Origin of the sequence: Arsukibacterium sp. MJ3, assembly GCF_000987765.1 — a bacterium.
In the GTDB taxonomy this organism is placed as follows: domain Bacteria; phylum Pseudomonadota; class Gammaproteobacteria; order Enterobacterales; family Alteromonadaceae; genus Alishewanella.
Genome location: NZ_LAHP01000002.1, coordinates 68523 through 88404, shown reverse-complemented (window position 1 = coordinate 88404; position 19882 = coordinate 68523). Strand labels below are relative to the sequence as shown.

Annotated in this window: 19 protein-coding genes; 10 read left to right on the top strand and 9 right to left on the bottom strand. The window is 46.9% G+C overall.

The window, feature by feature from the left end:
- The 3 genes from VT06_RS01875 to VT06_RS01865 all read right to left on the bottom strand — a co-directional run bounded on the left by VT06_RS01875 (position 1) and on the right by VT06_RS01865 (position 3185).
- Positions 1–1413, bottom strand: coding sequence for a HAMP domain-containing sensor histidine kinase (locus tag VT06_RS01875; RefSeq protein WP_046552569.1), 1413 nt, complete (start codon positions 1411–1413; stop codon positions 1–3).
- Between the two features lie 127 nt (positions 1414–1540).
- Positions 1541–1735, bottom strand: coding sequence for a hypothetical protein (locus VT06_RS18375; RefSeq protein WP_046552568.1), 195 nt, complete (start codon positions 1733–1735; stop codon positions 1541–1543).
- 220 nt (positions 1736–1955) lie between these two features.
- Positions 1956–3185, bottom strand: coding sequence for an adenosine deaminase family protein (locus tag VT06_RS01865; protein WP_046552567.1), 1230 nt, complete (start codon positions 3183–3185; stop codon positions 1956–1958).
- A gap of 194 nt (positions 3186–3379) precedes the next feature.
- Here VT06_RS01865 and VT06_RS01860 point away from each other — a divergent pair, with 194 nt between their 5' ends.
- Positions 3380–4798: a diguanylate cyclase domain-containing protein gene (locus VT06_RS01860; protein WP_082122420.1), complete on the top strand. Its 1419-nt coding sequence runs from the start codon at positions 3380–3382 to the stop codon at positions 4796–4798.
- A 72-nt stretch (positions 4799–4870) separates the two neighbouring features.
- A complete protein-coding gene (locus VT06_RS01855; protein ID WP_082122419.1) occupies positions 4871–6235 on the top strand; it encodes a M24 family metallopeptidase in 1365 nt (454 codons plus the stop codon).
- A 28-nt stretch (positions 6236–6263) separates the two neighbouring features.
- On the opposite strand, the gene VT06_RS01850 is transcribed toward VT06_RS01855, so the two are convergent.
- Positions 6264–6971, bottom strand: a complete 708-nt coding sequence (locus tag VT06_RS01850; RefSeq protein ID WP_046552564.1) for an ABC transporter substrate-binding protein — start codon at positions 6969–6971, stop codon at positions 6264–6266.
- A gap of 200 nt (positions 6972–7171) precedes the next feature.
- Here VT06_RS01850 and pyp point away from each other — a divergent pair, with 200 nt between their 5' ends.
- Genes pyp through hutH form a run of 3 tightly spaced genes read left to right on the top strand, consistent with a single transcriptional unit; the run spans position 7172 to position 10361 of the window.
- Positions 7172–7549: a photoactive yellow protein gene (gene pyp / locus VT06_RS01845; protein WP_200897883.1), complete on the top strand. Its 378-nt coding sequence runs from the start codon at positions 7172–7174 to the stop codon at positions 7547–7549.
- Entirely contained in the window at positions 7546–8826 is a 1281-nt protein-coding gene (locus VT06_RS01840; RefSeq protein ID WP_052750141.1) for an AMP-binding protein, read from the top strand. The genes pyp and VT06_RS01840 overlap by 4 nt, the downstream gene beginning before the upstream one ends.
- Entirely contained in the window at positions 8823–10361 is a 1539-nt protein-coding gene (hutH, locus tag VT06_RS01835) for a histidine ammonia-lyase (protein WP_046552562.1), read from the top strand. Before VT06_RS01840 ends, hutH begins: the two co-directional genes overlap by 4 nt.
- On the opposite strand, the gene VT06_RS01830 is transcribed toward hutH, so the two are convergent.
- Positions 10358–11263 (bottom strand): LysR family transcriptional regulator, encoded by a 906-nt coding sequence (locus VT06_RS01830; protein ID WP_046552561.1) that lies wholly within the window; start codon positions 11261–11263, stop codon positions 10358–10360. The genes hutH and VT06_RS01830 overlap by 4 nt on opposite strands.
- A 135-nt stretch (positions 11264–11398) precedes the next feature.
- Here VT06_RS01830 and VT06_RS01825 point away from each other — a divergent pair, with 135 nt between their 5' ends.
- A complete protein-coding gene (locus tag VT06_RS01825) occupies positions 11399–12238 on the top strand; it encodes a type 1 glutamine amidotransferase domain-containing protein (protein ID WP_046552560.1) in 840 nt (279 codons plus the stop codon).
- Between the two features lie 48 nt (positions 12239–12286).
- Positions 12287–13441, top strand: coding sequence for an iron-containing alcohol dehydrogenase (locus VT06_RS01820; protein ID WP_046552559.1), 1155 nt, complete (start codon positions 12287–12289; stop codon positions 13439–13441).
- A 20-nt stretch (positions 13442–13461) separates the two neighbouring features.
- Here VT06_RS01820 and VT06_RS01815 read toward each other — a convergent pair whose 3' ends face one another.
- The 4 genes from VT06_RS01815 to umuD form a co-directional block, all read right to left on the bottom strand.
- Positions 13462–14280 (bottom strand): HAD family hydrolase, encoded by an 819-nt coding sequence (locus VT06_RS01815; RefSeq protein ID WP_046552558.1) that lies wholly within the window; start codon positions 14278–14280, stop codon positions 13462–13464.
- Between the two features lie 183 nt (positions 14281–14463).
- Positions 14464–14679: a hypothetical protein gene (locus tag VT06_RS01810; protein ID WP_046552557.1), complete on the bottom strand. Its 216-nt coding sequence runs from the start codon at positions 14677–14679 to the stop codon at positions 14464–14466.
- Positions 14680–14818: 139 nt separating this feature from the next.
- A complete protein-coding gene (umuC, locus tag VT06_RS01805; protein WP_046552556.1) occupies positions 14819–16108 on the bottom strand; it encodes a translesion error-prone DNA polymerase V subunit UmuC in 1290 nt (429 codons plus the stop codon).
- 7 nt (positions 16109–16115) lie between these two features.
- Positions 16116–16499 carry a translesion error-prone DNA polymerase V autoproteolytic subunit gene (umuD, locus tag VT06_RS01800; protein ID WP_369796878.1) on the bottom strand — a complete coding sequence of 128 codons (384 nt, stop codon included), beginning with the start codon at positions 16497–16499 and terminating at the stop codon, positions 16116–16118.
- A 287-nt stretch (positions 16500–16786) separates the two neighbouring features.
- Between umuD and VT06_RS01795 the strand changes: the two genes are divergently transcribed.
- From VT06_RS01795 to VT06_RS01785, 3 genes are read left to right on the top strand one after another with little or no spacing between them, the layout of a single operon-like run.
- Positions 16787–17338, top strand: coding sequence for a GbsR/MarR family transcriptional regulator (locus tag VT06_RS01795; protein WP_046552554.1), 552 nt, complete (start codon positions 16787–16789; stop codon positions 17336–17338).
- Positions 17339–17359: 21 nt separating this feature from the next.
- Positions 17360–18736: a cytochrome ubiquinol oxidase subunit I gene (locus VT06_RS01790; protein WP_046552553.1), complete on the top strand. Its 1377-nt coding sequence runs from the start codon at positions 17360–17362 to the stop codon at positions 18734–18736.
- The gene (locus tag VT06_RS01785; protein ID WP_046552552.1) at positions 18733–19737 is read left to right on the top strand and encodes a cytochrome d ubiquinol oxidase subunit II; all 1005 of its coding nucleotides are present in this window, start codon (positions 18733–18735) and stop codon (positions 19735–19737) included. Before VT06_RS01790 ends, VT06_RS01785 begins: the two co-directional genes overlap by 4 nt.
- Positions 19738–19882: the final 145 nt, after the last annotated feature.

The following is a 19882-nucleotide window of genomic DNA, read 5'->3' as shown; positions in this document are numbered from 1 at the left end:
TTATTTTTCCTCTAACAGTGGTAAACGCACTCTGATGCAAACATCGGCGTACACCACATCAACAATATCGGCATGACCACCGAGTAAACGGGCACAGTCAGCCACAATAGATAACCCCAGGCCAGAGCCTTGCACCGCATCAAATCGCGGCGTGGTACCACGTTGAAAGGGCTCAAATAATTTCTCACGCAATGCCGTGGGAATGGGCGCGCCGTTATTCGCCACGTCCAGCACTAGCATACCGTCTTTTTTATAAAGGTTAACCCAAACCGGACTACTTTCAGCACCATAGGCTTGCGCGTTGTTAATCAGGTTATCCAGAATTCGCCGAAACAGGGTGTCATCGGTATAAATACTAGTAAGCTGGCAATCCAGCTTTATTTGTTGCTGCCGTTGCTGTAATGACAGCGCATGGTCGGCAAAGCAGGCTTGTAGCAACTGCTGTGGCACCTGATGGCTTAACTCCGGCTTAGCTTGTTGCAATAACCGGTTGTAATCCAGTAGCTGCTCGGTAAGCTGGCTGAGCCGGTCGGCACTGCCATTAAGCAGCATCACCACTTCTAATTGCTGCGGATTTAATGGCCCCAACAATTGTTCTGTCAATAAGGCGCAACCCTCGCGAATGCTCGATAACGGCGTTTTTAATTCATGCGAGGCATGGCGCAATAAAATCAGTCGCAGCGCTTCCAATTGCTGTAAACGTGAACTTAACCAACGTAATTGTTCGCCCAGCTCTGAAAGTTCACGCGGGCCCTGCAATTTTTCTTCAGGAAATTGTTGTTGCTGGCCTATCGCCCGGATCATTCTATCGAGTTTTTTAACTGGTGCCGCTACCCGACCCGACGCCCACAGCACCAATAGTAAGGTTAATAGCACCAGCGCTACCGTTTGCCAGGCTTGTCGTTGCTGCGTATCCTGCACCAGCTGTTGTTGATTTACTAACCGCTGCTCTAATAAATCCCAAATTTGCTGGCTTATTTGCTGCTGCCGTAGCCTGATTTGCTGCAATAATTGCTCTAATGGGCTGCCGGTTAACTGCTTAAACTGGCTAGCCAACAGCTGTAAATCGGCCTGCTGCTGAGCACAGTCGTTCAGCGCAGGTAAGTCGTTACAAAGTTGGCTAAGGCTAGCTTGCTGATTACTAATATGGTTTTGCGCCACTTTTGCCAGTGCCTCGGTTTTTACCACAGCAAACTGGCGGGCGGCCCGTTCAATATCAACCACCAGATTTTGCATGCTTTCAGCCCGGCGTACACTGGTCACCGCGCTTTCGGCCTCGCTGGTAGCAAAGCGACTTAACCCTGACAGCGCTTTATGGCTTTGCCACATCAGCACGCCTACCGGGATCATCGCCAGTAAAAAACTCAGTATAACCAGTTGGCGTAACGAGGCAGTTTGCAATGGAAAACGCATAGGTAGTTAAACTCAATAGTCGTTAGCGCTAGCATAACCTGTTTAACTAAAAAAAACAGGCCAGTAAGGGGCGCTGGCCTGAACAAGCATTCAGCAAGGTGCTGAACTCATGGGAATGTGTTGGGCGTTACTGTGCTTTAGACACATCATAAACCGGGGTAAAAGTGGCCGTTGCCGGTGCTTGTTGCAACCGAGCTGCAGCGTGCTGCATTTCCCAGGCCTGAACACTGGGATTATTTAAATCGACCCGACGCAACAGTGTTACTACTAGCATCATGTTAGCAACCAGGAACATCGTGATAAAAACTAAGAACAAATCCATACACACCTCCGGTAATTACCTTAGGTATATACAAGTGTTGTGCCATATTTTATTTATTGTTATTTATCAGTGCTTTAAAAAACATTTTAAGTTTAAACACCGTTAAACATACTATTTGTGTCTGCAATTAGCGACACCATTAATCACTTTAAATTATAATTGTTTAAAATCAACAGCTTATACTGTATGCGTTTTGCGACAAAACCACTATCTTATTGTTTTAATTAATAAAACCATATTGCTTAGCAACCCGGTCAAAATAATCCAAGCAGTTTTTAGCATACTGGCGTTTTTCCACGTAACTACCAGGAAAAAAGCTTTTTTTAAAACCGTAGGCCACCATGTCTTTTAAGCGCTTTAACGGAATATCAAAATTATCCAGGGCCAGCTGGTATTCATTGCAAACGGTGGTGTTCGACACTAGGCGGTTATCGGTACAAATTACCGTTGCCATTCGGTTATCCAGCATCGCTTTAAACTGATGCTGGCGAATATCGGTTATTTGCGGGTTCGTTTGCAGGTTACTGGTCAGGCACACTTCAATAGCAATACGTTTGTCGGCTATGTAGCTGGCCAGGTTACGAATATAGGCTGCTTTATCGGTAATGTCCGGGCTGTGGATCATGTCTGGAATAAACATCGAATAACCATGGCCAATGCGGTCGGCATAACACTCGGTAATGGCTTCAAATACGCTTTCAGCGCCATAAGCTTCACCAGCGTGTAAGGTTTTCAGCATAAAATGCTGATGAGCATACTCGTACACTTCTTTAAACTTACTGGCCGGATAACCCGACTCCTGACCGGCTAAATCCAAGCCCACTATCGGCATGGCGCTTTCATCGCGAAGCCGCACACTGGCCCGCACCAGCTCCATCGCCGCCAGTTTAATCACGTCCATTGGCGCAAAGTCACGCATTAGCTGAAATAAATTAGTGTAATAAGGTGAAAACCCTTTATCGCCAAACATGCGCATGGCGCAATTTATAATGCCATAGCCAAATGCGGGTTTGTCGCCGCTAAGCACCACTTCCGTGCGATTATACTCATTCATGGCCCGCTTTAAACCGTTATTCACCGCGTGCATTATTTGGTCAAAGTCGATACCGCGGCTTAAATCTATTAGTAATTGTGGCGCGAAGCGCACTTCAATATAATTAACGCCCTCTGCCTGGTTATCTATAGCAAGCTCGTAAGCGGCTTGTTCTAAGTTCTCCGGATCACGTAGCACAGCACAGGTATACTGAAAACAATGTAAGTATTCGCCCAAGTTCTGATATTTGTCTTTAAACACCAACTCTTTCAAACCGCTAACACTTTGCGACGGCAGTGTGGTATTGGTTCGTTTTGCCATCTCAATCAGGCTGTTCAGCCGCAGGCTACCGTCCAAATGCAAGTGTAAATCAGATTTAGGCATGGCTTTAATAAAATCAGCAGAGTAACGTGGCATAACCGCTCCTTTTTCGTATTCTGGCAATAGTGTATCGCAAATTATCAGGCAGGTTGACAGTTGTTATTACTGATTGAGTTGCAAACTACATTAAAACCGCTACCGTATTAGGCAAAACAAGCTGTTAGTAAACTCGCTTTTTGGCTGCAAACGTTTATAACTAATTGCAGACGCTTAAGAGTAAGATAATTTCTATGCCTGACAATATGCCGTTAATCACCGAACAAAGCCGGCTGGCTGCGCTGCAGCAACTTGGCCTGATCAATACTCCGCCAGAAGAACGATTCGACCGTATCACCCGGCTGGCTAAGGCATTATTTAATCCCGACATCGTCTTACTAACGCTGCTGGATGAAAAAACTCAATACTTTAAAGCCCGTTTAGGCACCTGCCTGCAGGGAACAGCACGTGATATCTCTTTCTGCACTTATGCCATTTTAGAGGAAAAAATACTGGTTATTCCTGATGCCATGGCCGACCCGCGATTTGCAACGAACCCATTAGTAACAAAAGAGCCTTATATCCGTTTTTATGCCGGCGCCGTTATCCGGACATTTAATGGGCATGCCTTGGGTACCTTGTGTTTACTCGATAGTAAGCCCAGAAACCTCACTGTTGATGAGCAAAGCCTATTACTTGATCTGGCAAAAGATGCTGAAAACGAGTTTCAGCTGCATTATTTACGCAGCCTGCAAGCCGAACACCGCCGGCTGGCCTGGATTGCCGAGCAAACGGCTAATGGTGTGCTGTATACCGATTTGCATAATCGCATGGTGTGGTGCAATAGTGGCTTTAGCAAGTTATGCGGTTATGCCTTGGAGGAGTTAACGGGAAAAACCCCGGCAGAACTGCTGTTAGGCCCTGAAACCAACCCTGTCACCATTCAAAAATTTCGTCAACATGTGCGCCTGCAACAACCGCTTAACGTCGATATTTTGTATTACAACAAGCTGGGCAAACCCTTTTGGGTGCATGTCTATGCCGAGCCATTATATGACGAAAAGCAGCGCTATACTGGTTACATTTCAATGCAAACCGACATTACCGAGCGTATGACAAAATTAGTTGAAATGGAGCGACTGGCGCATGTAGACCCGCTAACCGGTCTGCCTAACCGCCGTTACTTTGAAGAAAAATTCGCCGAGCACTTAGCCGGCTTACAAAAAAACGACCAAAGCAATAACAGCCTAGCATTGTTTGTTATTGACTTGGATGGATTTAAACTTATTAACGACACTTATGGCCATGCTGCCGGCGATCGGGTGCTTATTGCGCTGGCAAAACGTTTAAAACACACCATTCGCAATAATGAATTGCTTGCCCGGATTGGCGGTGATGAGTTTGCATTATTAGCGCATATTCAGCACGATGATGACGTGCCCGCTATTGCAGAGCGCATTTATCAGGTTACCGTTCAACCACTGAATATTACCTTGTCAGAAAATAGCAGTGAAACTACCTCGGTAAAATTGGATATGAGTATTGGTATTACCCTGGCGCCAAAGCATGCCACTAGCCAAGCCGTTTTGCTGCAACAGGCTGACCACACAATGTATCAGGCCAAAACCGGCGGCCAGCCGTTTCTTATTTTCACTGACAAGACCGAGCTTTAGCGCTTGGGAATATTGCATTCAACAAGTATCTGGCTTAAAACAAGCTAACCAAAACTATAAGTAGAGACATTAATGAAGGCAGGCATATTACTTCCGGCAATGGCTACGCTGCTGCTGGCATCTTTTGCGCAGACAGCTCAACCACAATTTGAACAAGGCCGGCTGCATAATTCGGCTGCTGATTACCAGGTGCTAAGCCCGCGACAGCGCATAGCCCCAGAAAACCATATTCTGCTGGAACGGCTGGACAAGCTGCTACCGCAACTGATGGCAGAGGCCGACTTAGATATGTGGCTGGTAATTAACCGCGAATACGCCGAAGACCCGGTGTATTTTACCCTGGTACCGCAACCTACCTTTGCCGCAAGGCGCACCACCATGCTGCTATTTAGCCGCCAGGCCGATGGTTCAGTAGCCAAACTGTCGGTTAACCGTTATCCGCTAGGGGCGCCTTATCAGTCGGCCTGGGCCGGCGGAGACTTAACAGCACAATGGCAGGCACTGGCCGACGAAATGGTTAAACGCAACCCCAAAAATATTGGTATTAATATATCTGAACATTGGCCGGTGGCCGATGGCTTAACCTCTGGCTTACACCAGCAGCTGCTTAAGGCGTTACCTACTGAATACCACAGCCGGCTAGTGTCGGCTGAGAAGCTAGTCGTACGCTGGCTGGAACAGCGCACCACTTCCGAGCTGGCGTTATACCCACAAATTGTTAGCCTGGCGCGTTCAGTCATTGCCGAGGCCTTTAGCAATATGGTGATTACCCCAGGGGTAACCACTACCGACGATGTAGCCTGGTATATGCGTGAGCGGTTTGAGCAACTTAATTTACCGGTGTGGTTTATGCCCGACGTTAACTTACAACGGGCCGGTATCGCCTGTGAGGCAGACAACCCATTTTGTGGCAGCAGCGGCATTATTCAGCGCGGTGACGTGCTGCATACCGATGTTGGCATTTGTTACCTGAAATTGTGTACCGATACCCAGGAAATGGCTTATGTGCTGAAAATTGGCGAGGCTGTTGTACCTGAAGGTTTAAAAGCGGCACTGGCAACCGGTAATCGCTGGCAGGATTTATTGACCCGCGAGTTTAAAACCGGCCGCAGCGGCAATCAAATACTGGCGGCCACCATAAACGCCTCAAAAAAAGCCGGCATTAATAGCAGCACTTACACCCATGCCATTGGCTTTGTCGGCCATGCACCGGGCCCCACTATTGGTATGTGGGATAATCAGGGACCTACTACGGTGCAAGGCGACTGGCCACTTTATGCTAATACTGCGCATGCCATTGAGGGTAATATTAAAAAGGCAGTACCCGAGTGGAGCCAGCAGCAACTGCAAATAAAACTGGAACAAAGTGCCTATTTTGACGGCAAGCGGGTTATCTACCTGGCCGGCCGCCAAACTGCCTGGCATATTATTCGTTAAGCTTCGGGGTTAAGTTGGCAATGCAACATTATGGCCATTTACTTAATATCTGTTGGTAAACACCCGATGTTTTTAACGTTGCCAACTCCTGATCAAATAGTTGTTGTAAGTGTTTATCTTTTAGAATTGCGCCATAGGATTTTGTAACAAATATAGGGTGAATAGCCAGGGTTTCATTAGGAAAGAAGTTTTGGCCAATATAAGTTAACAGCCGTCGCTCGCCAATAACCACATCGGTTCTATCGTTTACCAACAGCTTTAATTGTAGCTCTCGTTCAGCCACTTCTAAATAATGTGCTGTTGTTATTACAGTAGTAAATTCATCACCTAATACAGCGCTGGCAAATTGATAAGCAATGATTTTTTTATCTTTTAAATCGCCTATAAAATTGAGTGTAATATTATTTCTTTTAAGCGAGACCGCCACATCCTTAAAGGGCAAATAAGCTATGGTTAAATAACCATTTTCTGACGAAAAAGCAGCCGGACTTGCCACATCAAACTTACCCGCATTAAATTCTTTTATCAGCCGGTTATAGGCCAGTAACTGAAACTCCGTTTTATAACCCATGTTAGTAAAAACATGCCGGATAATTTCGACATCTATGCCGGTAATACCTTTTCCTTCTTCATAAAACGCCCATGGAGGACCAATATTCACCGCTACAGTAAGCGTTTTATCAGCAGCGCTAAGCTGACAGCAAAAAACCATGACGAACCATAAAACAATACGCATCGTGAGCCCCTGAAAATCGCTAATGGCTTTTACACATCCCATTTGATTTTAGCCTTATTCTTCTTGATGTATGCTAAAATCTATATATTCGCTAACCACTGCTTAGCTGAATGCCTAAAACACCTTTTGAGTGATCTAACATTCATAATTATAACTAAAACAATCTCAAACAATGAACCAATTAACCAATGAGGTATATCGTGGAAGTAATTAAGTTTGGTACTACTGACATCGAAAACAAATTAGCAAATATGTCTATGGAACAATTAGACAAAGTTGCTTTTGGCGCCATTCAGCTTGATGCCCAAGGCAAAGTGCTAATGTACAACGCCGCTGAAGGTGATATTACCGGACGCGATCCAAAAGCGGTAATAGGCAAAAATTTTTTCCGTGAAGTCGCACCTTGTACCAATAGTAAAGAATTTAAAGGCCGCTTTGATGATGGCATAAAAAACGGTAATTTGAATACCATGTTCGAGTACACCTTCGACTATGAAATGAAACCAACCAAAGTTAAAGTACACATGAAAAAAGCCACGGTTGGTGACTCTTACTGGGTTTTTGTTAAACGCCTTTGATCCCCAACGCTTCCAGCCCAATTGACTTAGCTGCCAATACCTTAGTGCCAGTAATCGGCTCACTTATTGCCGATGAGCTGGTGCTAATGCGTAGGGGCGCAGCCAACGACAAAGACGCCGATTTACTTAACAGTGTTCAGTGGCAAGCATCTTCAGTTATAACTTTACAGCACCGCAGTAAAGGTGCTGACAATGAGATTATTATAGATTCTCTGGAATGGATGTCTATCGCGTCTCGGGTTGTTACTTTTTTTCAAATGCAACACAGCGGCATTGAAGATTACTTGCTTCGTGTTCACACTTTGGCTGAATGGGCAGAAGTGGTGGTTAAAAGTCGTGAGCTCGGCAGCACCGACATTTGTTTCTCTACTTCTGGTTCAACTGGTACCCGAAAGCATATGGTGCATACCTGGCAAACGCTGCTGTCAGAGATTGTATTTTTTAAAGACTATTTTCAGACACTGGCCATTACACCTGAGCGCGTAATAAGCATGGTGCCAACACATCATATTTATGGCTTTTTATTCACCGTAATGCTACCTGCCTTGCTCGCTGTACCAGTGACTCGTGGGTTAAGCAGCTACGCTATTTTATTAAATGCTCGCTTAAAGCAAGGTGATGTAGTCATTGCTTACCCCGCTTTATTACAACAACTTGAAAAACGAACATGGACTGTGCCTGCAGGCATTACACTACTGAGTTCAACGGGCCCGTGTCCGGCACAAACGTTGCAATCTCTGCAGCAACGAGGCATTGACACCATAATAGAAGTATATGGCAGTTCAGAAACAGCTGGCATTGGTGTCCGCAACGACGCAGCAGCACCCTACCAATTATTACCCCGCTGGCAAAGGCAGGCAGATAAAACTCTATTTGATTACCTTGCCAAGGCTGAAGTAAGTTTGCCTGATACTCTAGACTGGCAAAACGAGCAGCTCTTTCGTCCAGTCGGACGAGTAGACAAGGCGGTGTCAGTTAATGGCATTAATGTATTCCCTGCACACATTGCACAGCAGTTGGCGCGTCATGTCAGAGTAGATGATGCACGTGTACGATTACTCTCAGAGTATAATAGTCGTGGTTTAAAGGCCTTATTAATTGTTGCGGTTAAGTTGTCAGCAGAAGACGAAAAATCATTAATTAATGAGGTACACGCGTGGGCGATAAAAAACCTATCGGTGCATGAAATTCCCCAACGTTATACCGTTGCAACCTCCATACCTGTTAACGAAATAGGTAAAGAGACTGATTGGCACGACAAGGAAAACCAGCAATGAAAAGAAGTATTGTATATGGTGAAAGCCGACTTAGTCTTGCCGATATAGTGGCATTAGCTCGGGGTACTGCTGAAGCATGTATTTCTAAAGACACTGCGTTTATCGATAAAATACATACCGGTGAACTGTTTGTGCAGCGCTTACTTTTAGAAGAAGGCAAAGTTTATGGCGTAACTACAGGCTATGGCGACAGTTGCACCGTAGCTGTACCTCATGAATTAACGGCACAGTTACCCATTAACCTTACTCGTTTTCATGGCTGTGGCTTGGGTGAAATGTTTTCAGCAGAGCAAACTCGCGCTATCTTAGCTGTACGCTTGTGTTCTTTAACTCAGGGCTATTCTGGTGTCAGTATGGCGCTACTAGACTATCTGGTGTTGATGCTAAATCAAGATATGTTGCCGCTTATTCCACAAGAGGGCAGCGTTGGCGCCAGTGGTGATTTAACGCCCCTTTCATATGTGGCAGGTGCGTTAATTGGCGAGCGGCAAGTTTGGTTGAAAGGGCAGGAAATGACGGCTACCGCAGCGTTTGCTAAGCTTGGGGTTAGTCCTTACGTGCTAAAACCTAAAGAAGCGCTGGCGCTAATGAATGGCACTGCAGTAATGACAGCAGTTGCCTGTTTAGCCTGGCAAAGGGCAGATTATCTTAGTCGCCTATCGACTAAAGTTACAGCGCTTACCTGTGCTGGTGTTGCCGGTAATGCCTACCATTTTGATGAAATGCTTTTCTCAGTCAAACCTCATGCTGGCCAACAACAAGTGGCCGCATGGTTACGTGAAGATTTAATAGACCACCAAGCGTCAAGAAACACAGCACGGTTACAAGACCGTTATTCCTTACGCTGTGCGCCGCATATTATTGGTGTTGTTCGCGATACCTTACCGTTTTTGCAACACACTATCCAAAATGAGCTTAACAGTGCCAACGATAATCCTATTATTGATGGCCAAGGTGAACGCGTGTTACATGGCGGCCATTTTTATGGTGGTCATATCGCTATGGCCATGGACACCTTAAAAGTTATTGTAGCAAACTTGGCTGATCTGCATGATCGGCAAATAGCGCTGTTGTTAGATAACCGCGTTAATAATGGTTTACCTGCAAATTTATCTGCCCCACCAGCAGCAGAAGTGACCATTCATCATGGCTTTAAAGCCGTGCAAATTGGCTGCTCAGCTTGGGCGGCAGAGGCATTAAAACTTACTATGCCTGCTTCGGTTTTTTCGCGTTCAACTGAGTGCCACAATCAAGACAAAGTAAGTATGGGGACCATCGCCGCACGTGACGCAATAAGGGTCATTGAGCTGACAGAGCAAGTAACGGTTGCCACTATGCTCGCGGCTTGGCAAGCATGCCAGTTACGAACAAAAATAACAGCTGTAAGCATGCCAATCAGTCAGCAACTTAACGATTTTATTCAATATGTTAGCGCAAGCTTTAATATGCTCGAAGTTGACCGACGGCTAGATCACGAGTTGCGATATTGGTTAGAGACAGTGAGAAAAGAAGCGTTACCTGTTTATGAGCGCTAGCTGGTACCCGCGTATTTATTAATATTGGCAAAGGCCATTAAAATATCTTTGGCATAACTTACCCGTGGGTGTTTTAGTGCCCCTTTTCGCCAGACTAAATAAATAAAATTTTCTGGGCCTAATTGCCCTAGTTGCATTAACTCGCCGCTTTTTATTGCCGCCCGGCATAAATAATCGGGCAACACGCTGTAACCAATACCCGCCTTAACAATGCCTGCTATAGCGCGAATATCCGGGCAAATGGCGGCGATGGGCGATTGGCAGCTATCATTAAACACCGCATTAAAATACGGCCGAATAAGCGGTAAAGTCTGATCATAACTGACCACCGGATACAACCTTAGTCGCTCGCTACTAAGCGGTTTTTCGGCTAAATGGCCCGCAGTAAAACGATTGGCCACCAGCATTAACCGCTCGCTGTCGATAATGTGATAATCGTATAACGCCGCATCTGGCGTTGATGCTGTAATCGCCAGTTCTGCACTGCCGTCGGCCAGCAACTGGTAAATGCGGTCTTTATTACCAATGTGCACCACTAAATTTACTTCGCCAGCCTGTAATAAATTAGCAAACTGTGCCCCGGCGATACTGCTAATGTATTCAGCAGGCCCGGCAATGTTCAGCGTGCCATACACCGCATTGCTGCGATTACGCACCGAGGCCAGTTTTTGCTCTACCGCATCTAAGTGCCCAGACACTTGTAATGCTAAATCATGCGCCGCAGCCGTTGGCTCAACGCCGCGGGCCTTGCGTTCAAACAAGGCAAAGCCAACTAATGCCTCAATGCTTTGAATATGCGCAGTAGCAGCCGGTTGTGACAAGCCTAAATTGGCGGAAGCCTTAGTAATAGTGCCGCAGCGGTACACCTCGACAAAGGTACGTAACTGCACAAAATAAGACATAACTTACCAGCCATCAGAAATATGATGGCTAATGATAAAAGAGCTGAGTTCTAACCACAAGTAAAACGCCGTAAGCTTTACTGACTAAAAACGTAGCTGACATTTAAGTCGCTGCCTCATTAATGTGGAGTCTGCATGACCAAGCGAACCATTCTATCTTTGGCATTATTTGGCCTTTTAAGCAATGCCGCATTGGCCGTGGACAGTAAAGGCCAGATACTGGTGTTGTTATCGAGCGAGCGCCAACTGCAACTGCAAGATGGCAAAACCGAACCTACCGGTTACTACCTAAACGAGTTTGGTGTACCGGCCGATGCGTTTATAAAAGCTGGTTATAAGCTGGTACTGGCGTCACCCAAAGGCAATGCACCGGCAGTGGATAAAAAGTCGGTTACTACTGATTACTTTGGTGGTAGCGAAGCCGAAATGCAACGCATTACTCAGGTAATTGCCGCACTACCGGGTATTGACGACACCTTGTCGCTCACCGAAATTTTGCAAGGAGGCCTAGCGCACTACGACGCGGTATTTATTCCGGGTGGCCATGCACCGTTAATTGATTTGGCGGATAATCCGCAAGTAGGCGAAATTTTACGCCACTTTAACGCGAACGCTAAGCCCACTGCAGCCATTTGCCACGGACCTATTGCACTGTTATCAGCGCAACAAAACCCGCAGGCATTTCAGCAAGCGCTGGTTAAACAAAACCCTGCCACCGCACAAAACTGGATTTATGCCGGCTACAACATGACCATTTTTTCCAACACAGAAGAGGCGGTATTTGAAGCATCGCTTAATGGTGAAAAATTGCAATACTACCCCGGCAAAGCGATGCAACAAGCCGGTGGTAACATGCAGTATGCCGAAAACTGGACACCGAATGTGGTGGTTGACCGTGAGCTCATCACCGGACAAAACCCCTTTTCAGATAAAGCACTGGCCGCTGCCGTGCTAAAACAACTAGCCACTAAATAATACTGTTTGGCTGCTAAGTAGCAGCAGATGATAAATACCGGAGCTGTAATGTTAAATTTTAATTTTAAGAACCAAACCGAGATTTTATTTGGTAAAGGCCAGATAAGCGAAGTAACCAGCCGCTTGCCGGCTGATGCCAAAGTGCTGCTGTTATACGGTGGTGGTTCAATAAAACATAATGGCGTTTATGATGATGTTGTTAAGGTGCTGGATGGCGTAACGTATCATGAGTTTGGTGGGGTAGAGCCTAACCCTAGTTTAGAGAAACTGCTGCAAGCCGTTGAACTGGTGCGCGCCAAAGACATTAATTTTATTTTGGCTGTGGGCGGCGGTAGCGTAATTGATGGTGCTAAGTTTGTTGCAGCCGCGGCGCATTTTGCCGGCGAGCCATGGGATATTCTGGCCAAAGGCGCATCGTTTACTAAGGCTTTACCAGTAGGTGCGGTGCTAACCTTGCCGGCTACCGGCTCTGAGAGTAACGGCAACTCCGTGGTCACCAATAAAGCCACGTCGCAAAAACGTGCCTTTGGCTCTGACTTAGTGCAGCCGGTATTTGCGGTGCTCGATCCGGTTTATACCTTTTCACTGCCGGTTAAACAAGTGGGCAATGGCGTAGTTGATGCCTTTGTGCATGTTATAGAGCAATACCTGACTTATCCGGTTAATGCGCCATTACAAGACCGGTTTGCCGAAGGCATCTTGCAAACATTAATTACTGAAGGCCCTAAGGCCTTAGCTACGCCGCAAGATTATGACGTGCGAGCCAATGTAATGTGGTCTGCTACCATGGCGCTAAACGGTTTAATTGGTAAAGGTGTGCCGCAAGATTGGGCTACCCACATGATTGGTCACGAGCTTACTGCGCTGTTTGGCCTGGATCATGCCCAAACACTGGCGATTGTACTGCCCACTTTACTGTATGTGCAGCGCGATAAGAAGCGGCAGAAGTTGCTGCAGTTTGGCCAGCGGGTGTTCGATATCAGCAGTGGCAGCGACGAGGAAATAATCGATAAAACCATTAAAGCGACTCAGGACTTTTTTGAACATATGGGCGTAAAAACCCGGTTGTCCGATTACAACCTGGCCGCAGCCGATATCGATACGCTAATTGCTAACCTGGAACGCAACGGCATGACGGCACTGGGTGAACATAACGATATTACCTTAGCCAAAGCGCGGCAAATATTAACACTGGCACTGTAACTGGCGTGGTAATAGCCCCACTATAACGAAAAGCGCTCACGCAAAAAGTGCGCGATACCATCCAAATGATTATGCCCAATAACCGCCGTTGCAGCCTGCTTAATTTCAGCGGTGGCATTGGCGGGGGCATAACTTTCATTGGCCAGCGCAAACATACTTAAGTCGTTATCGCCATCGCCAAAGCAAATCACGTTAGTGGCGCCTAATTGTTTTTTTAAATTGGTTACTGCAGCACCCTTATTGGCCAGGCAATGATGCACATCCATCCACCTGAATTGCTTGCCTTCTAAAGCGGGCCCTGAGTAAGCAATAAGATTTGCATGGCGATTAAGCGCTAACCACATACCATGAATAATATCGGCATCACCAATCATACTAATGTTGGTTACCTGGCTATTAAGCGGTAATGCTGCCAACGGCAACAGCGTTGCGCTGGTATTAACAAAATATTTCTGTACCAGATTTTTTTCTACTTCGTGGCGTGTATCCGCATGAAAAATAACATGCTGCTGCTTATCGATAACATTAACAAAAGGCGAAATACCCGCGGCAAGCGCTACAGTAACAATGGTGGAAATTTCAGCACTGCTCAGCACGTTTTCTAACGTAAGTTGTTGAATCTTAGGGTCCCATACAGTTACCCCATTATTATAAATATGAGGCAACACAAAATTATGCCCGGCTACCACACGCTGCGCCGAGAGCATAGTGCGCCCGGTTGCTACCGTGTAGGCTATGTTTTTTGCGCTTAACAGCAGCAGGGTCTCTTTAGTAAAAGGGGATATTTCAGAGGCGTCGTTTAAAAGCGTGCCGTCTAAGTCAAAACAAATAAGCTGCATATTGATGTCTCTAGCCCCGGGTTATGGGCTTAGGTTACAGGCTACACATTAGCCTTACTAGTAAACCAGTGTATTATCAAATAAGCTTACGTATCGTACAGTACATTAGTTTATAGGCCACGTAACGTTGCCTGCCCCGCCGGAGCCATCCTGTGATCAAAATACCTCGATTGATATTTCACCCTATTCTTTTAGCGGAATGTCTTCAAGTAACGCTATAATAGTGCGGTTATTGCCCAGCTTAGCTAAGTCAATTAAATAGTTTTTTTCAAGTTCTGCCATCGGTTGGTTTGCCAATAACTCTTTTACCAAGGCCTCTTCACCATTTGCAATGGCGGTTTTCAAGGCGGCAAATTGAGCGATACCGTGTTCATTTTGTTCAGTATTGTCAGATGACATACGTGGCGCTCCGTTAATTTTTAGTACTTACATTATCGCCTGCTGCTGGCAGTGCTAACGACAGTACAGCACACATCATTGCAAAAGTTAACCTACCTGACTCTTTGTTTGCCTGGCTATTTTCTACCTGGCTCTTTTCCTACCTGACTTTCGGTATCTCTTGCCAGTTAGTGGTGTAGGCCGGTGACAGCATTTCCCGCTTCATACTCCACTCTTGTTTGGCGCCCTGGCTGGCAAACCAAATAGTATGGCAGTGTTTGGCATTTAGCGTGTCCATTAATTGCATAAGCTTGTCGTCTGCACCCTTTTGCATCCGCGGCTCGTCAAACAAACCTGGCTGATACACGCCCGGGTCGTAAAAGTCGGCCAGCATTACCCCAGCTTTGGCGTAGCGGTAGCCGTTAACCCACAGTGCATCCAGTAGCTGCAGCGCTTTGGCTAAAAATAGCCGGGTGTCGCTGCTGGGGCGCTCAAGTGCCACGCTTTTACTGGCGCTGTAGGGGGCGTCTTTATCACTAAACGGGCTGGTGCGTAAAAACACCGTTAACTGCTTGGCTTGCTGCTGCTCATGCCGCAGCTTTTTACAGGCGCGGCTAATGTATTCACTAATGGCCTCAGCCATCTGCCCTTTATCAGTAATGCGCTCGCCAAAGGCTCGGCTAGAAATAATTTGCTGCTTAGTTGGCGCCATCTCTTCCAGCGCAAGGCAAGACTCACCGTTAAGCTCGCGCACAGTGCGCTCTACCACCACCGAGAAATGCAGTCGAATAAACTCAGGCGCGGTATCGGCCAGCTGCAATGCCGTGTCAATACCCAGCTGTTGTAAGCGTTTACTCAGCTTACTGCCTATACCCCACACCTCAGCCACCGGCAATAGCGCCAGTAACTTACGCTGGCGGGTTTTACTGGTTAAATCAACCACCCCGCCGGTTTGCTGCCAGGTTTTAGCCGCATGGTTAGCCAGCTTAGCCAGGGTTTTACTGGGCGCGATACCGACGCATACCGTTATACCAACGCACTTTTGAATGTGTTGTCGCACCGTTACACCAAACTCAGTCAGGTTATGCAGTTGCTGCATGCCGCTTAAATCCAAAAAAGCTTCGTCTATGCTGTACACCTCTACCCGGGGCGCCAGGTTTTCCAGCGTACTCATTACCCGCTGCGATATATCGGCATACAACGCATAATTTGATGAAAACGCCAGTATGCCGTGCTGGCGCATCAATTCACGTACCTGAAATAGCGGCACGCCCATTTTTACACCCAGTTTTTTCGCTTCTTTCGAGCGAGCTACCACACAGCCGTCATTGTTCGACAACACCACCAGCGGCGTGTCAGTAAGATCAGGCCGGAACAGCTTTTCACAGCTGGCATAGAAGTTATTGCAGTCAACCAGCGCAAATACCGTTTCAATGTGTTTCAGCGACATTGGCGGCTCATTTTCGCTTCATTTGCCGGATAACGTTGGTAACCACACCAAAAATATTCAGCTCGTCGCCATCCTGCAGGCAAATAGGCGGATACGCCGGATTACGCGGCAGTAACTGCAGCACTGGCTGGGTGCAAAGCTGTTTTACCGTGAATTCGCTGCCCACAGCCGCTACCACAATATCACCATGCTCGGCATCTATTGAGCGGTCTACCACCAGCACATCGCCATCAAAAATACCGGCGTCAATCATAGAGTCGCCCTCTACCCGCACAAAAAAAGTGGCATTAGGATGGCGAATACACAGCTCGTTTAAGTCTAGTGTGCGCTCAATATAGTCTTGCGCCGGGGATGGAAAACCGGCCTTTACCGGGTCACTGTAAAATGGCATGCGCTGGGTTGGCCACACATCGGCGTTGCCGAGAAATACTGCAGACATAGAACACCTCAATACTTTTTACCAATACTGCTTACCAATACTGTTTATGTATACAGTATATCAAGCCAATACGAATTGGCAATTGCGATGCCAGAGCAACCGCTGCCGAACTGTCAATAATGCAGCACACTCGCCCACAACTACATACACCCTTAGTTTTTAGCAAAGCACTTGATCCAGATCAAACTTCTGCCGTAATATGTTTCAATAATTTCTGAAAGTTCAATAAGGATTGATATATGCAAATGACACCAATGATTGAGTCTTTTGTTTTTCACTTTGGCGAAATGGGTAGCCGCTGGGGATTTAACCGCACCGTAGGGCAAATTTACGCCTTGCTGGTAGTGAGTGAAGAACCGATTTGCGCTAACGACATTGGCGAGCTACTGGGCATTTCCCGCGGCAATGTCAGCATGGGTTTAAAAGAGCTGGGCAGCTGGCAATTGGTGCAGGTGCAACACAAAGCCGGCGACCGGAAAGAATATTACTTTTGCCGCGGCACTATCTGGGACATGGCAAACAAAGTATTTGAAGAGCGCAGAAAGCGCGAAATGGACCCGACCTTGTCGCTACTACGCGACATTATGATGGATGAAGCCGGCAATAAACACGAAGCATATGCCCAGCAACGCATTACTGAAATTCATGATTTACTGGAAAATATTACCGAATGGACGCAAAGCCTGCAGTCGTTGTCACCGGAAAAACTGAACACGCTAATGAAGCTGGGTTCAGGCGTGAGCAAGGTACTGGAATTTACTGATAAATTTCGCTCGAAAAAAGATGCCTAGCAGCATCATACTGAGGTGGTTATGTTAGATACCTTAATTTTGTCCCGCATCCAGTTTGCGGCTAATATCAGTTTTCATATTTTATTTCCTACCATTACCATCGCCTTGGGCTGGTTATTGTTTTATTTCAAAGTGCGCTTTGATATATCCACACACCCGGTGTGGATGCGGGCCTACCGTTTTTGGGTAAAAGTATTTGCCTTAACCTTTGCCTTGGGCGTGGTAAGCGGCATTACTATGTCGTTTCAGTTTGGTACCAACTGGCCGGGCTTTATGGAAAGCATTGGCAATATCGCCGGCCCGTTATTAGCTTATGAAATACTCACGGCATTTTTTTTAGAAGCCACCATGCTGGGCATTATGTTGTTTGGTTTTAATAAAGTGCCACGCTGGGCCCATACCTTAGCCACCTTTCTGGTTGCCTTGGGCACCACGTTTTCGGCCTTTTGGATCATCGTACTAAATTCCTGGATGCATACCCCCGCCGGTTTTGAAATGCGCGACGGCGTGGCGCATGCTACCGATTGGTTCGCCATTATCTTTAACCCGTCATTCCCCTATCGCTTTACCCATATGCTGATAGCCTCAGCGTTAACGGTATCGTTTCTGGTGGCCGGTATTTCAGCTTACCGCATACTGCGCGGTGACAACAAAAAAGCCCCCAGGCTTACTCTTAAAACGGCACTGCTTAGCGCCGCTATTTTAGCGCCAACGCAGGCCGTGGTTGGTGACTTTCATGGCTTAAATACCCTTGAGCACCAACCACAAAAAGTTGCGGCGATGGAAGGTATCTGGCACACCCAGCGGGGGGCACCGCTGGTATTATTTGCCATTCCTGATCAAGAAACCCAACAAAACCGCTTTGCCATTGAAATACCGAAACTGGCCAGCTTAATTTTAACGCATGACGCAAACGGCGAGCTAAAAGGCTTAAATGAATTTGTCGGTAAACACCCCCCGGTGGCGCCGGTATTTTACAGTTTCAGGGTAATGGTGGGTATTGGCATGCTGATGTTGCTAATGGCCTGGTGGAGCAGTTACCGCTTATTGCGCTACAACTCACTCTCGCCCTTGCAGCTTAAAATACTGATTGGCATGACATTCTCTGGCTGGGTGGCTACGTTAGCCGGCTGGTATGTTACCGAAATTGGCCGCCAACCTTATTTAGTGTATGGCATATTAAAAACCCGTGATGCGGTCACCACCGTGCCGGGTGAGCATGTGGCGCTTACCCTGGTCATGTATCTGGTGCTGTATGCCGTGTTACTCACGGCCTATATTAAAACGCTGTTTTGGCTGGCAAACCGTGCGGTAGAGGTAGAAGAGTACGACTTAACCCTACCCGGCTTAGCCGAAAGCCGGGCGAAACCAAGCGCGCCAACAGGAGCATCGTTATGAGCTGGCTTACTGCAGAGCATTTGGCGCTGATTTTTGGCAGCCTTACCGCTTTTTCAATACTGTTATATGCCATTTTAGATGGCTATGACTTGGGCGTCGGTATTACCCTGCCGATGCACAATGAGCCGTGGCGTGACACCGCCATTGCCTCTATCGGCCCGTTCTGGGATGCCAATGAAACCTGGCTGGTGTTAGCAGTGGGCTTACTGCTGGTGGCGTTTCCGAAGGCACATAGCGCCATTTTGCATGTGTTATATTTACCGGCAGCGTTGCTGCTGATTGGCCTGATATTACGGGGCGTAGCCTTTGATTTTCGGGCCAAGGTAAAAGCCAACCGCAAAGCGCGCTGGGATTACACCTTTAAAGCAGGCTCTTTGCTCGCCACCTTTAGCCAAGGCTTTATGCTGGGTATTTATGTTATGGGGCTGCAATATAATACAGGCAGCATTATTTTTGCCTGCTTCAGCGGACTGTGTGTTACCGCCGCCTATGCCATGATCGGCAATGCCTGGTTAATTGGCAAAACCAGTGGCGAGCTGCAACTGCACGCCATTAAACAGTGCAAAATAGCCGGAGTATTAACGCTTAGCGGTATTTTGGCGGTCAGCGCCATTAACCCGTTGGTTAATGCCAATGTGTTTCAAGTATGGACAGAGCCACCAATGGCCTATGTATTTGCCGCCATACCGCTTTTGTGTTTTGCTATGTTTGTTATTGGCTATTTAGCCCTGAAACGGCTGCCACTGCCCAAAGACCATGGCGCCTGGCTGCCGTTTTTTATCTGTAACATTATTTTTATCTGCAGCTTTTTGGGTCTGGCGCTAAGCTTTTACCCGTTTATCGTCCCCAACCAATTGACGCTGTATCAGGCGGCCAGCTCCAGAGAATCGTTACTGATCATATTTTGGGGTGCAGTAGTGGTTATTCCGGTTATCGCCGCCTATACCGCAGTAGCCTATTATGCGTTCAGAGGTAAAGCCGATAATCTCAAATACTACTAGCAAGCGCCGAAGGTTATTGCGGTACAAAACCCGTTACCGCAATAATTCCAACGAAGAGCTATGGTGAGTTTAGTCAGTGGGCGCATGAAAACAACTTTAAGAAGCGCTGGCCGTAATGCTAACAAGTCACTTAAAAGGACAAAAA